Below are 13,735 nucleotides of genomic sequence, written 5' to 3' on the forward strand. Positions count from 1 at the left end.
CTTCAATTCCATGATTTGATTTCTTCAATAAGAAGATTCATTTTGTCTTTTAAATCTAATGTACTTTCTAAATCCTGTAGATAGAAAGTGTCTGAGATTTCTTGCGCGAATTTAATTTTATTACGAAGAAACTTTTTGCCCTCACCAGGCTTTATTGAGTCTAGTAATTCATCAAACAATTGAAAATGGTCGAGAGAAGTCAAATGTTTAATATCATATCTATTTGACAGTGCAGACAATGGAATATAATTTTCGATTTCTTTGCCCTTAGTAATCCAACAAAAAGAATCGTGCTTTTGAAACTCTTCTTGAATTCTCTTTTTTGTGTCATTGATTGGTTGATTTCTATATCTTTTGTCGCTATCAATCACTATAGCTGAATTTCTATTTGTTAAAAGTAAATTAATTAACGAAGATTCCTCAACTTGTTCATGAAGTTGAAAATGAGAGAGTAATCTTCCTCCATAAAAAATAATTTGATAATGAATACCCTCTATTAATGATTCGTTTGAAAATACTTTGATCCATTTATTTATATATATTCTGTCTGAAGGCCCTTCAACCCAAATGACTCCGTTGGTTTGGAAGATATCACTTGCACGCACCTCGAGATCATCCAATAATTGCATGCTATCTTTATATCCTTTAAGAGTATTTATACTTAATAAGTTATCACTCTTTCTAAGGTGAAGGATTTGAGAGTTTAAATCCGAACTAAACAAGTTAATCGGAATATTAGAATGTGTAGTTAGATATATAATTGAGTCATTTTGCACTGCCCAACTTTTTATAAAAGTGAATAAATTCCTTTGTAGAGAAGGATGGAGATTGTTTTCAAGCTCCTCTAATGCAAAAATAGCGTGAGATGGAGTTAACTTTTTAACATCTAAGACCACAAATAGGTTCAATAGCACGAGAATAATAGTCTTAAGTCCGCTCCCTGAATTAGAAAGTGATACTCTACCTTTTGTTTCTTCTTCTAAAAAAATCTCCCAATAAATCTCATTATTCTTATCAATTTGTTGGACCACAATATCTGTAAAATGAGCATCAGGATGAATGATTTGATTCAGGGTTTCTAGTAATTTTTTCTCGATCATCTTACTATCTAAAGTACTCCAGTTAATATATTTATGTACTAAGTTAGTGGCTCCAGTTCCATCACTATCTAAATTCAATTCGCTATTTTCTTTCTCTGGAACAATATTTCGATCAGCTGCTAATCTAAAAAAACTGACTCTAGTAAAAGGATTTCCAATTGCATTTGCAAGCTTATCCCAGTAAGTCGATAAATCTTCTCTAAAATCTTTGTTTATTGATTTTGACGCAACCCCAATGTACTTAGAATTCCCCCCAAATGATTGTTTCTCTATCCTTATTTCCACATAAAAAATTTTTCCAATGAGTTTTACACCGAATGCATAATGGTTACCTATTTTTCCATCACTTGTATTTTTATGAAACACCCGTTCTATTATTTCTTTATCAAGTTCATATCCAATCACAATTTCGTCAAATAATTGGTTATGCCTTTTAAATAGTTCAATATCGGTTAGATAATCAAATACGTCTAACAAACTAGACTTCCCAGTATTATTTCTTCCTATTATTAAATTTATTAACGATATTTGATCAATTCCAACTAAAGTGTCTTTAAAGTTCTTGTAGTTTTTTATATAAACTGAACGTATTTGATGCATAGTTCTACTCCTTTATTTTTGAGCGTATTGAATTTTTTAGCCTATAAAAAAGTACTATCATTAAAAAAATCATGCAAAGTAATGCCCAATCCATCACAAAATTTTTGAATCGTACTTATTTTAGGATGCTTTGTTCGTCCATTCATCAATTCGGAAATCGTCGCCTGATTCAACCCACCTTTTTGAATGACTTGATGGATGGTCATATTATGTTCCGCTGCGAGCTCCTTCATCCGCTCGATGATTGCCTCGTTCAATTCCACTTGCTCACCTCACGATTTAAGTACTCTCTTATCTCCTTATTCTTTACGAAACCTTCTATTCCTCTACCCTACCACAATCTCTTGAAATCAAAATACTTGTCATTATTTTCTATCATCAAAGCGTTATTTTTTTACAATTGTGCGACAAAATCAAAAATATTGAGTTACTGTTGCTCTTTATCCCTTGTATAGAGCGGATTCGACAAGAATCGTCAACTGTAAAATTTCTGACATATCAGAAAACTGATGATTTTTATTCCTAACCCTGTTATATTGGAACCAAGAAAAGGAAACATCTGTTTGGTCGCCGCTCTGGTTTACAGAAAGGGGAAGGCTTATGTATCGATTCGGGGAGTGGTTGAAGGAGAACCGTCGGCTCTCGGGTTGGTCACAGGTCGAACTATCCGAGAAGACATTTGGAGAGATTTCACAGCCTGCCATCAGCCAGTATGAACAGAACCGTTCGGTGCCGTCGATTGCGGACATTGATCACCTGGCCCGCGCGTTCGGGCACACGCTTGCGACGGTCCCATGGGATGCCATCGATTTCGGCTACGGGGCGACGCGTTCCGTCACCAAGCTCGAGCGACGTCGGTTCGACCTGAAGGAGTTGCCACAGGCCGATTCGGTCCGCACGTTCGACGGGAAGACGTATGAGCTGCATGGCTTCATCGGTATCGAGAAAGGGAGCGGCGAGGCGGTCCAACTGACGCAACTCTACTACCGGATCCGTACGGTCGTCTGTGACGCCCACGTGCTCGCCAAGCGCAAGAATCCGGATGACGAGCTCATCCATGTCAAGAAGCGGAAAAGAGTCCGACAGTAACCGATATCGACGCAGCAGCACATCCTTAAGGATGGTCTCCTCCAATCACATACCGGCGTGTCCCTCACCAGTGACCGGGTGGGCGGGATCTACGCACAGATGGTTCGGCGAGAGTCGCCTAAAACTCGCCACAAGGTCACCACATCGTTCCGGGTCATCGAAAAACCCTGTACAGCTCCTCATCTCAGCGAGGAGCAGAGTTCGTGGGGGAACGGCTAGAAACCCACCGCACCGAATCCGACTGTCCTTAATGATGTGTTGCTGCACATCACGAGATCAAGGGAAGGAAGTGTGTACTGTGGCATCAAAGGAACAGAAACAGAACCGAAGCTTCGCCGAGAAACTCTTACGCATCCGTGGGAAGGACTACGAGGAATGGCTCGACGAGCAACACCAACAGGTCATCCAGGACAATCAGGAACTCATCATGGAGGCGCTCGAGGCGAAGCTCAGCTTCAAGTCGCCGGCGCACCAGGACTAAGGAGGGAACGACATGGGACTCAATGAGACAGGGCTCAGCTTGCTTCAGTTCTTCCAGGGGCTCGCCGTCATCGCCGCGGCCATCGCCTTCGCGATCGGAGGCTTCTACTTCATCTTCGGCGGGGATCGCGGCCGCTCGAAGGCCGTCGGGTGGCTCGTCGGGGGCGCCGTCGGCCTGATCATCGTCATGGGCGCGTTCACGCTCGCCGAGATGGTCAATCAGAACATCAAATTCTAATGCACCTTCGCTCAGCGTTCCAATCGGAAGGCTTTTTTTGTTGCTTGAAACGAGAGGAGGAACGAGATGCTGTTTGTACGATTCACCGACGTGCCGGATACACGGATCCAGAACTATGAGCGGCTCACCTTCGCTGAGGCGGTCGTTGCGACACATGACCTGCACCAGACCCTTAGCGAGGAAGGGATGAGCTGTTCCGGTGACTTCCGGCTCTTCGACCAGAAAGACGAGATGCTCTATCGAGGCACTTTCACGTTCGGGACCGAAGGAACGTATCCGAACCTATATCATCAAGTGCAAGACCGGGTACAACGGATCCGGATAAAGAAGGAGGACAATTCTAAGAAGATGTGGCTCCTCGACGAGATCGAGTCCGAGACGCCAGACGACTATAAGCGCCCGTCCGTCAAATCGAACCTGGTCGTGTCGTCGACCTATCAATCAAGCCTGACCCGACTACAGCGCCGCCTCATCTACGGGGCGGCCACGGCTGGAATTCTCTTCACATCGTTGTTCACTGCCACCCAATGGTTCATTGATAAAGAGGCACACGCCGAACAGGTGACCGGGGGCGAACAGGCGTGGCTAGATGCTTACGATCAGGCGCTCCAAGGCGAAGAATCTTCACTGATACAACTGTTCGAGCGAAAAGACCGGTCTGAGGAAGAGGATGCCTTATTGGCCGACCTCTATCTCGCAGAAGGCGCAGACCAGAAAGCACTTGAGCTCACGGATGACCCGATCCTGATCGAGACGAAGCTGGCCGGGCTCGATCTATCCGACCAGGAAAAATTGGAACGTCTCCGGGACTTCCAAGTGTCACATCCGACCGATGAGGGCGCGTTCGATATTGCCGTACTGGAACGGAACCATGAGATTGTGGCCAAGACGAAAGACGTGGAGTGGACCGCGCCCCGCATTTCGGCGAAAGTGACCGCCTACCTCTATCTAGGAGATATTGAATCCGCGAATGAATGGGCGTCCAAGACGAACGACCCTGCCGTACAAGTAAAGATGGATAAATACCAAGACATTAGGGCCACGATCGAAGGACTGAACGAGAAACTGAAGAAAACTTCTAGCAAGGACACTTCGGCCCGTGAGAAGATTCAAGCCGCTATCGCTGCTGAAGAAGTTAACCTAGAAACGATTCTTTATTCAGATTAAGGTAGGTGAAATAATTGAGAACTCAGTCTCTATCACCACGATTCCCGATACGTCTGATCTTCCCCGTCCTGTTCTGCCTGTTAGTGTTGCCGGTCGGGATTTTTTATCTGCTGAACGGGGTCTACAACATCATTCGACAAATCATGACCCCAATTATAAAAGAAGGGCTTTTGGCCGGAGCGGCGATTCCGACGCTCTCACCCTCCTTGTTCTTGGAGGTGAGTCTTCCCTCTTCGACTGTCTTACTCGGGCTGATAGCGTGCAGTCTGTTCATCGGACTGGTCGTGTTCGGCAAGGTATGGCTGAATTTCCGTGATCTACGAAAAAATCAGAAAGGGAGCGCCCGCTTCACGTCGTTCGATGAACTGAAACAACAGTACCGCCGCGTCCCGGACCGGAAGAAACGGTATGAAGGATTAGGTGGTGTCCCGGTCGGACGGGTCAAGAACGAGCTGTTCATCGATGACTCGCCCGTCAACAACCTCGTCATCGGGACGACCCGATCCGGGAAGGGCGAGACGTTCGTGTTCTCGACGATCGACCTGTACAGTCGAGCCAGTGATCAGGCCAGTCTTATCATCAACGACCCGAAAGGCGAGCTCTTCGCCGCCTCGAAGGAAACGCTCGAGCAACGCGGGTATCAGGTCGAGGTGTTGAATCTGATGAACCCGCTCCAATCGATGTCGTACAACCTGTTGCAGCTGACAATCGACGCGTTTTTAGAAGAGAACTACTCGCTCGCCCAGCAGTATGCGCGCTCGGTCGCGTTCATGTTGTACCATGACCCGAAGGCACGGGACCCGTTCTGGGCCAACTCGTCGATCGACCTGTGTACGGCGCTCATCCTCGGGCTCTGTGAGGAGGCAAAGGACACGCCGGAGAAGATCAACATGTACAACGTCGCGCTCATGCTCTCGGATCTCGGCTCACGGACGGTGGTCACGCGGCAAGGACAGGAAATCTCCGCGCTTGATGAGTTCTTTCAGCGGTTCCCGGAGAACCACCCGGCCCGGCTCCAGTTCGCGACGCTCCACTTCTCGGGTGGCCAGACACGGGCGAGTATTTTGGCCAATACGAACGCAAAACTCGGTATCTTCACGTTGAACGGGACCGGGAAGCTGACGTCGATGAACTCACTCGACATGCGACGCATCGGATTCAACCGTTGGATCAGTGGACGGACCGAGCCTTTGACACGACTCACGTTCACGTTCCCCGATGGGACGACCCATGCGCTCACGACGGACGACGATGGCAGCTTCATCGTCTACCATACGTCGCCGCTCCAATCTGGGGACGTCGTTCAGATCTCGACTGACTCAAGCACTGCGACGATCCAGCTGGAAGCGCATGACGAGGAGAGTGGGCGGTTCCATTACGCAATCGACGGGACGATACAGATCCGTGAGGTGATGCATCAGCTCCGTCCCGTGGCGGTGTTCCTCATCGTCCCGGACTATGACCCGACATTCAACGTCATCGCGTCGCTCTACATCAAACAGGTATACACGGCGCTCGCTCGGGTCGCCTCGCAGACGAAACAAGGTAAATGCGAGCGTCAGGTCGTCTTCCTTCTCGACGAGTTCGGGAACATGCCACCGATCGAAGGCATGGCCAACATCATCACCGTCTGTCTCGGCCGGAACATGCGCTTCAACCTTGTCATCCAGGCCTATTCCCAACTCGAGAACCTATACGGGGAGGACTGGAAGACGATTGACGGCAACTGTGGGAACACGCACTATCTGTTGACCGCGGACGAATCGACCGCCGAACTGATCTCGAAGAAGCTCGGTGAGGCGACCATCGTCACGAAATCGCGGTCCGGGCAGACGTTCTCGCTCAAGAAATCGAAGACGGAGAACGTGGACGGCCGCCGGCTCATGACGGCGACCGAGGTCATGGGACTCAAAGAGGGCGAGATGCTCATCATCCGTGTCATCAAGCGTCAGGATACGAAGAAACGGCGTATCCAGTCGTATCCGATCTTCTTAACCGGCAAGACGGCGATGAAGTACCGCTACGAATACCTGGCGGACGACTTCGACACAGACCGCTCCCTGCATGACATCGACATCCCCTGCCGCCACGCCGGTCTCGACTTCGAACAGATCCGTATCCGCTTTACGCAGAAAGAAGACGAGACGGAAGCGAATACGCCATCAAATCAGGAAGAAAAGTCCTTGACGGTATGTGACGTGCTTCAGGACAGCATCCTCCGCTCGATGTTCGAAGGACATGACATCGGCGGGATGTCCCTCCCCGAGTTCGAAACGAACCTGAACCTAGGAGTTTACGACGTCACCGACAGCCAGAAGAGCTTTTTGAGCACGATGATCGCGAAACGACTCAAGAAACTGAAGCAAGGCACACCGTAGAGAGGAGGCCGAACCCATGGCCGAGAGTGCGAGAGAGAAGCGAATCCAGAACGAATTGCGTGTCGTCGCGAGGATCATCGAGACGCAGCGCGTCCGCCTCGAACGGGGCGACGTGCTCAATATCCAAACGACCGATGGCTTTCTGACCGTCTATCAGGACGACACCTCAGACACCCCAAAAACTGTTACACTAATAGATAAGTTCGACTTCCGCGTCAACCTGAAGATTGCGGATCTACTGAAGGGGAAAATCGTCTGACGGAGGGGTAAACGTTATGAGGAAAATCTTGATTGGTGTCCTACTCGGAAGTTCGTTACTTTTAGCATCGTGTGGTGCCGAAAGTTCGAATTATCTTTCTACGACTTCTGTTGAAGAAATTGCAGATATTAAAACTGAGCAAGAAAGTGCATACGTTCTTGTAGACAGCGATAGTCAAGGTAATGAAGGGGCTTACGTTGATACTGTGCGAGAAGTCGCCACGAAAAAAAAGAAAGACGTTCTCTTATTCAATCCGTTTCAGCCTAATGGGGAAGATCTTGAAGAACGTTCTACCCAAGAACATCCTGAACTTAAAGGTGGCAGATTGTACGAGATGACTGACGGTGAAATCAGTCGTGAATTAAATGTATCTGCCCTTACAGAAGATGAATTAAAGGAGCAAGTCACTACTTTCATTAAATAGCCTCTGAATGGAGGGATTCTATGGGTGATAACGAAGTCGTAAACAAGCTACAAGAGTTCACTGATATCCTTAGTCTCAGTACATTGGTACTGGATGCCCTCCGCTCAATGGGTTGGATTTTAATACGTGGCTTAGCAGTATTAATTGATGGACTTGAAAAAGTGACTGACAACATATTACTAACGAAAGCATTTTTTAATAACTCTCAAGTGGTTGAATTCGTTTCTACGATTCAACCTTTTTTGTACGTTCTTTTAGCTGCTAGCTTCCTATTCACGGGTTACCTCATCATCTTTCAAAAGAAATTTGATCGAGAAGGATTTTTAATCAATCTGTTTATCACGTTGCTCATTCTCGGACTATTATCTCCAACGATGACGCAAGTAAGTGAATTCAGTGATACCGCGATTGATTTCACAACTCAAAACTCTGGCGAAAACTCTTCAAGTGAATCGATATCAAATCAGATTTTACGAGAAAACATTCATGATTTGATTGAATATGACCGAAACGATTTTTCCGGGTTGGAAGGTGAGGCTTTGAACTCTCTGCCTCAAAGTCATTTACGAAATATCGATATCAACGAGGTATTCGATAGTAATGAATTTCGCTTGGGAAGTACTGGCGAACAAATCTCTCAGTCTAAACTAACCTGGAATGGTGAAACGATGGGAACCTCGAAACTCGACCAAGGCGGCGTCGAGTGGAACAACCAGTATTACTACCGCTATCAGCCGAACTGGTTAACCATCTTCGTGACGCTCGGAATCATGGGCTTCACGCTGTTCTCAATCGCCTACAAACTGGCGCGCCTGTCGTTCGAGCTCGCCTTCAACTATGTCCTGGCGATCCTCGTCGCACCGGCCGACCTGCACAGTGGTCAAAAGACGAAGAAGGTCATCCAGAGCATTTTGAACACGTTCCTCGTGATCATCCTGATTTTCGTCTCCATCAAGCTGTACACGATCGGGACCGCCTATCTCGCGGAGACGTTGGACGGGTTCGCCTATCTGATCGCCCTCATCGCCTTCTCGGTCGCGTTGATTGATGGGCCGAACATGGTCGAGCGGCTATTCGGAATCGATGCGGGGCTCAAACGGGGCTGGGGTGTCGCCCTCGGCGCCTATGCCGCCGGGAAAGGCGTGACCTCGGCCGGTGCCCACGCGGTCTCGAAGGTCGCGCGTTCCACACAAGGAGCACAGAAGATGCCATCGCTCCATGAGGCTGCGACGGCTCAAATGGATTCGAATGCCATGCCACAAAATGATTCGCCGCTTAGTGTGGCGACCCAAGCTTCACAACGGATGGACGCCGAGAGACAAACCGATCCAGATGATGTTGCTCAGACGAATCAAACCGCAAGTCGTACTCAACATGACCAAGACAAACCGACAATTCCGAAGGACGTTGTGCAACAAAATAACGGTCAAAAATCAGAGCGTGAAGTGAACGGTTCTCCACACGTGAACGAAGCGTCGGGCCGCACGTCTCCCGAATCGATTCATGCGACGAACCCTGAATCAAATACCGAACGTGGCTCCGACCATCAAACAACATTATCGGAGACGCAAAGACCGGAGTCGATTCACGACCATTTAAGTTTTGGTCAATCTCCAATCCCTACTTCGTCGACTATCGAACCGGTTACCGGGTCCATTGATGCCGCATCTGGGCCAGACCACCGTCACAATGAATCGGTAGGCCGAAACGACGCGACGTCACCGTCACCTCATGAGGCACCACATTCAAACGATTCATCCTCGTCTTCGTCATCTGCGATGGACTCGAGTGATACGGCAACAGAGAAACGCCAAGGACGCGCCCGACGGACCATCCGTCAGGACGACGTGCTCGACGTCGAGACCGAGGTCATCGAACAGGTGCGTGAGAATCAGACGTACCGTCATAGCCAGCACCATGAAGAGTCACGACGGATTTATCCGACTTCGCCGCCTAAACCTGACAACATCAAGAAGAAGGAGTGATGACCCATGCGCAAATACCGGATCCCGAACGAGGTCACGACCGAACTGAAGATCAACAAGATGCTCTATTTGCACGATTTCCTGTTCCTCGTCGGGCTCATCGTGCTCCGACTCGTGACGCTCCCGTTCATCCCGTCGGTGCTGCACATCTCGTTCACGGTCTTCCTCGTCGTCTTCGGGCTGTTTATGGTACTGCGGCCGGCGACCAATCCTCAGAAGCGGATGGTCCACGCGCTCTATTACGCGCTCATCAAACGGAAAGATACCTATCTCGCGCTCGACGCGCACACGAAAGGACGTGACTGAGATGGCTTTCATCGAGGAGTCGCTACAAGAACCGAGACGCACGGGCACCTGGCTTGATGAACAGGACGTGGTCGAGAAACGGAAGGTCAAAGACAAGGTCGTCGTCAAATCGACGGTCGCCGAACTGATGCCGGTCGTCGACATCACTGGGACCGAGGCGTTCGAGATGCGCGACGGGACCTATCTCGACATGGTCCAACTCACCTCGAAAGATATCTATTCACTAAATGAGGAGGAAAAAGACCATGACGTGTTCTCCCTCGCCTATCTCCTGCAGGCGTACACGCATCCACTCAAGGTCGTGCCATTGAACACACCGCTCAGTCTCGAGCGGCAGAAGATCAGCATCGAACGACAGATCCGACAAAATCAGACACCGGCCTACCTGCCCTTTTTACTCAAGAAGAAGCAGGAGCTCGAATACCTCGAGGAGCATCGCACCAATCGCGATTATCTCCTCTTTTTTTATGCCGACGACGAGCGGACGCTACGCGAGCGGAAGACACATCTCTATAAACTGCTCCGCCGCTCGAACCCAATGCGCGAACTGACACTCGATCAGAAGATCCATGTGCTCTATCAGCTGAACAATCCGAACACGAAACCGCAACTCGACGCCTGAAGAAAGGAGTGACGCGCATGTGGCAGCGCCTGCGTGAGCGAATGGCCAAACAACAGGACCCGGAGACCATAAAAATCGAGAAAGGCTACAATCCCGAATTTATCGGCAAAGTCCAGCCGCAGGGCGGCATTAAGTTCGACGCCAACTTCGTCCGGCTAGGGGACGGCTATCTGTCGTGCCTCCATGTCTACAAATATCAGTCGCTCGTCTACGACTACTGGCTCGAACCGATCCTGAATATGCCGGGCGTTTTGACGACACTCGACATCGGGACGGCCGACAAGCGTGAAATCATCCAGACCATCAACAAGTCGATGGCCGAACAGAACACACGCTTCGAAAACGCGAAGGACAACATCGACCGCATCGACGCCCGGGAGACGTACAAGGAACTGAACGAGCTCTACGAACAGATCACCCAGGGCGAGACGATGAAATATCTGCATCTGCGCCTCTATGTGAAGGCGAAAACGCTCGACGCACTCGAGGTAAAAGTGCAGGAAGTGATGGAAGAACTCGAGGCCCGGAACTTCCGCTCGACAATCTTCCTGAACGAACAGGAATGGGAATGGCAGAGCCTGTTCACGAGCTATGATCAGCAACAAAGGCTCCCGAACCGGCGCCGTGGGAAAGAGATCCCGTCCCTCTCCATCGCCGGCGGCTATCCGTTCCACTTCACGTCGCTCCAGGACGCGACCGGCACGTATTACGGGACGACCGACACGAACGGTAGCGTCATCTTTGACCTGTTCCATAAGGACAAACAGCGCAAGTTCTATAACGCGCTCATGATCGGCAAGATGGGGTCCGGCAAGTCGACACTTCTTAAGAAAACCGTGCTCGACCAGGCAATCAAGGGCAACAAGATCCGCATCCTCGACGTCACGGGCGAGTTCTCCGACCTCGTGCGTCAGCTCGGCGGGAAAGAGATTGCGCTCGACGGGTCGGCCGGGCTCATCAACCCGCTCCATGTCTATAAGACCGTGACGAACAACGACGGCAGCGCCAACGAGGCACTCTCGTTCATGCAGCATCTCTCGAAGATGGCCGTGTTCTATCACTACATCAACCCGGCGGCGACGCAGGAAGAGACGAACGAGTTCGAGATCCTGCTCCGGGATTTGTACGTCCGGCACGGGCTCTGGGACGAACAAGGCGAACTGCCGATCACGACGCATCCGGCGAAGCGGTACCCGACGTTCTCCGACTTCTTAAAACTTGTGCGGCGTGAGCTCTACACGGACGACACACGCACCTCGATCAAAGAAGCGATCAGTCCGAACCGGGTACGGCGTCTCGAGAACATCGAGCTCGCCGTCACGAACCTCGTCCATAACTATGGCAACATCTTCGACGGCCACTCCTCCATCGACCGATTCGACGAGGAGCTCATCGTGTCGTTCCCGCTCCGAAACCTGACGAGCCTGCGCGACGAGGTATTCCAGGCGCAGGTGTTCTCTTTGATGAATATGCTGTGGGACGGGATGATCGCCAACGGCTCGAGTCAACTGAAGGCCTACAACCAGGGCGTGCTCCGGACGGAAGAAGCATGCAAGTACCTCATCGTCATCGACGAGGCACACCACTTAATCAACACGCGCGACATCTCACAACCCGCCATCCTGTATCTGCAACGCTGTATGCGCGAGGCGCGCAAGTACTTCGGCGGCATCTTCTTCGTGTCGCATCTGATCACCGACTTCGTGCCGGCCGGATCGAAGTCCGAGAACGCGGAGAACGTCAAGTCGCTCTTCCAGTTGACGCAATACAAGATCATCGGCGAACAGGACGCGGAGAGCATCCCAATCATCCAGACGGTGTTTGATGGCCAACTCTCGAACTCCGAGATGCGGATCATCCCCTCGCTCGAGACGGGGCGTGTCGTCCTGAGCATTTCCGGCGTGCAGAACCTCATCTTTGACGTCGATGTCGCACCCGAAGAACTCGTCTTGTTCGGTGGGGGTGCCTGATGTGGGCGGCCGCGAAACGGACGGCCCGCTTCGCCGTCACAGCGAAATGGCAGCTCGCGACGCTCAAGTGGCGGCTCATCCTGCTCGGCATCGCGGCACTCGTGTTGTTCCTGGTCATCCTCGTTGTGGGAATCCTCGACACGCTCACAGGTGTCCAGAACGAACAACCGACCGACGTCCCGTTCGACACGACCGGCGGTCTCCAAGTGAGCGACCAGGTGCTTCAATATCGAGGCTTGGTCGAATCGGAACTGACGAAACACGGGCTGGCCGAACAGACGAACCTCGTACTCGCGCTCATGATGCAAGAGAGCGGCGGACGCGGGAACGACCCGATGCAGGCGAGCGAATCGAAATGTGGACGCATCGGGTGCATCGCCTCCCCCGAGGAGAGCATCGTCTATGGCGTCGAGCATTTCGCGTCCGTATTCGAACGGGCGAACCGTGACGTGCAGCTCACGCTACAGAGTTACAACTTCGGCGGCGGCTTTATCGATTATGTTCAGGAGAACGGCGGACGATACTCGAAAGAGCTCGCCATCTCGTTCTCGCAGATGATGTACCAACGCGTGAAACACACCGGCATCTACCGCTGTCATCGTCCGAGCGCGGTCCAGTACGGCGCCTGTTACGGAGACATCGAATACGTCGACGCGGTGCTGAAATACCTCGCGCCGGTCGCCGTCGCCGACGGGGTCATCACGAAAGAACTGTTGTCGGGGATACGTTCCCCGCTTGCCATCCCGCTCAACGTGACATCGCGTTTCGGATGGCGCTTCGTCTTCGGACAACGGGACAACCATACCGGCATCGACTTCAGTTGCACCCCGTCCGACACGATCCACGCGGTCAAGAGCGGCACCGTCATCTATAGCGGGAACCGTGGACCGTACGGAAATCTCGTCCAGGTCCGGCACGACAACTACATCACGGCGTACGCGCACCTGAGTCGTCTCGGCGTCCAGATAGGGCAACAGATCGAGGCCGGGCAAGCGCTCGGGTACTGCGGCACGACCGGCCGTTCGAGCGGGAACCATCTGCATTTCGAGATCAAGACGGGTGAATGGTCCGGTCATATCGACCCCGCCCCGGTCTTCGGATTGTAAGTCATGGATGT

Annotated in this window: 14 protein-coding genes; 12 read left to right on the forward strand and 2 right to left on the reverse strand. The window is 50.9% G+C overall.

Features of this window, described 5'->3' with window-relative positions; all coding sequences use genetic code 11:
- Window positions 1-2: 2 nt before the first annotated feature.
- Entirely contained in the window at window positions 3-1,700 is a 1,698-nt protein-coding gene (locus KNP71_RS12650; protein ID WP_214830839.1) for an ATP-dependent nuclease, read from the reverse strand.
- Window positions 1,701-1,741: 41 nt separating this feature from the next.
- Window positions 1,742-1,963 (reverse strand): helix-turn-helix domain-containing protein, encoded by a 222-nt coding sequence (locus tag KNP71_RS12655; RefSeq protein WP_214830840.1) that lies wholly within the window; start codon window positions 1,961-1,963, stop codon window positions 1,742-1,744.
- 337 nt (window positions 1,964-2,300) lie between these two features.
- Here KNP71_RS12655 and KNP71_RS12660 point away from each other — a divergent pair, with 337 nt between their 5' ends.
- The 12 genes from KNP71_RS12660 to KNP71_RS12715 all read left to right on the forward strand — a co-directional run bounded on the left by KNP71_RS12660 (window position 2,301) and on the right by KNP71_RS12715 (window position 13,724).
- On the forward strand, window positions 2,301-2,789 hold the full coding sequence (locus KNP71_RS12660) for a helix-turn-helix domain-containing protein (RefSeq protein WP_214830841.1): 489 nt from the start codon (window positions 2,301-2,303) through the stop codon (window positions 2,787-2,789).
- 298 nt (window positions 2,790-3,087) lie between these two features.
- Window positions 3,088-3,270 (forward strand): hypothetical protein, encoded by a 183-nt coding sequence (locus tag KNP71_RS12665; RefSeq protein WP_051627825.1) that lies wholly within the window; start codon window positions 3,088-3,090, stop codon window positions 3,268-3,270.
- Between the two features lie 12 nt (window positions 3,271-3,282).
- A complete protein-coding gene (locus KNP71_RS12670) occupies window positions 3,283-3,507 on the forward strand; it encodes a hypothetical protein (protein ID WP_214830842.1) in 225 nt (74 codons plus the stop codon).
- 66 nt (window positions 3,508-3,573) lie between these two features.
- Window positions 3,574-4,674 carry a hypothetical protein gene (locus KNP71_RS12675; RefSeq protein ID WP_214830843.1) on the forward strand — a complete coding sequence of 367 codons (1,101 nt, stop codon included), beginning with the start codon at window positions 3,574-3,576 and terminating at the stop codon, window positions 4,672-4,674.
- Between the two features lie 14 nt (window positions 4,675-4,688).
- The gene (locus KNP71_RS12680) at window positions 4,689-7,052 is read left to right on the forward strand and encodes a VirD4-like conjugal transfer protein, CD1115 family (RefSeq protein WP_214830844.1); all 2,364 of its coding nucleotides are present in this window, start codon (window positions 4,689-4,691) and stop codon (window positions 7,050-7,052) included.
- A 16-nt stretch (window positions 7,053-7,068) separates the two neighbouring features.
- Window positions 7,069-7,311 carry a hypothetical protein gene (locus KNP71_RS12685; RefSeq protein WP_024127790.1) on the forward strand — a complete coding sequence of 81 codons (243 nt, stop codon included), beginning with the start codon at window positions 7,069-7,071 and terminating at the stop codon, window positions 7,309-7,311.
- A gap of 16 nt (window positions 7,312-7,327) precedes the next feature.
- Entirely contained in the window at window positions 7,328-7,735 is a 408-nt protein-coding gene (locus tag KNP71_RS12690) for a hypothetical protein (protein ID WP_214791253.1), read from the forward strand.
- Between the two features lie 20 nt (window positions 7,736-7,755).
- Window positions 7,756-9,720, forward strand: a complete 1,965-nt coding sequence (locus KNP71_RS12695) for a pLS20_p028 family conjugation system transmembrane protein (RefSeq protein ID WP_353049153.1) — start codon at window positions 7,756-7,758, stop codon at window positions 9,718-9,720.
- Between the two features lie 6 nt (window positions 9,721-9,726).
- Window positions 9,727-10,026: a DUF5592 family protein gene (locus KNP71_RS12700; protein ID WP_131472601.1), complete on the forward strand. Its 300-nt coding sequence runs from the start codon at window positions 9,727-9,729 to the stop codon at window positions 10,024-10,026.
- A gap of 1 nt (window position 10,027) precedes the next feature.
- Window positions 10,028-10,648 carry a hypothetical protein gene (locus tag KNP71_RS12705; RefSeq protein ID WP_024372249.1) on the forward strand — a complete coding sequence of 207 codons (621 nt, stop codon included), beginning with the start codon at window positions 10,028-10,030 and terminating at the stop codon, window positions 10,646-10,648.
- A 17-nt stretch (window positions 10,649-10,665) separates the two neighbouring features.
- Window positions 10,666-12,618 carry a VirB4 family type IV secretion system protein gene (locus KNP71_RS12710; protein WP_207391699.1) on the forward strand — a complete coding sequence of 651 codons (1,953 nt, stop codon included), beginning with the start codon at window positions 10,666-10,668 and terminating at the stop codon, window positions 12,616-12,618.
- Window positions 12,618-13,724: a lysozyme family protein gene (locus KNP71_RS12715; RefSeq protein WP_131472599.1), complete on the forward strand. Its 1,107-nt coding sequence runs from the start codon at window positions 12,618-12,620 to the stop codon at window positions 13,722-13,724. Before KNP71_RS12710 ends, KNP71_RS12715 begins: the two co-directional genes overlap by 1 nt.
- The last annotated feature ends 11 nt before the right edge of the window (window positions 13,725-13,735 follow it).

Source organism: Exiguobacterium sp. s56, from assembly GCF_018618255.1.
Taxonomy (GTDB): Bacteria; Bacillota; Bacilli; order Exiguobacteriales; family Exiguobacteriaceae; genus Exiguobacterium; species Exiguobacterium chiriqhucha.

Excerpts from the sequence above, each read along its gene's own strand:
- KNP71_RS12715 (WP_131472599.1), top strand. The coding sequence starts at position 12,618 with ATGTGGGCGGCCGCGAAACGGACGGCCCGCTTCGCCGTCACAGCGAAA.
- KNP71_RS12660 (WP_214830841.1), top strand. The coding sequence starts at position 2,301 with ATGTATCGATTCGGGGAGTGGTTGAAGGAGAACCGTCGGCTCTCGGGT.
- KNP71_RS12675 (WP_214830843.1), top strand. The coding sequence starts at position 3,574 with ATGCTGTTTGTACGATTCACCGACGTGCCGGATACACGGATCCAGAAC.
- KNP71_RS12705 (WP_024372249.1), top strand. The coding sequence starts at position 10,028 with ATGGCTTTCATCGAGGAGTCGCTACAAGAACCGAGACGCACGGGCACC.
- KNP71_RS12695 (WP_353049153.1), top strand. The coding sequence starts at position 7,756 with ATGGGTGATAACGAAGTCGTAAACAAGCTACAAGAGTTCACTGATATC.
- KNP71_RS12710 (WP_207391699.1), top strand. The coding sequence starts at position 10,666 with ATGTGGCAGCGCCTGCGTGAGCGAATGGCCAAACAACAGGACCCGGAG.
- KNP71_RS12700 (WP_131472601.1), top strand. The coding sequence starts at position 9,727 with ATGCGCAAATACCGGATCCCGAACGAGGTCACGACCGAACTGAAGATC.
- KNP71_RS12670 (WP_214830842.1), top strand. The coding sequence starts at position 3,283 with ATGGGACTCAATGAGACAGGGCTCAGCTTGCTTCAGTTCTTCCAGGGG.
- KNP71_RS12650 (WP_214830839.1), bottom strand. The coding sequence starts at position 1,700 with ATGCATCAAATACGTTCAGTTTATATAAAAAACTACAAGAACTTTAAA.
- KNP71_RS12685 (WP_024127790.1), top strand. The coding sequence starts at position 7,069 with ATGGCCGAGAGTGCGAGAGAGAAGCGAATCCAGAACGAATTGCGTGTC.
- KNP71_RS12690 (WP_214791253.1), top strand. The coding sequence starts at position 7,328 with ATGAGGAAAATCTTGATTGGTGTCCTACTCGGAAGTTCGTTACTTTTA.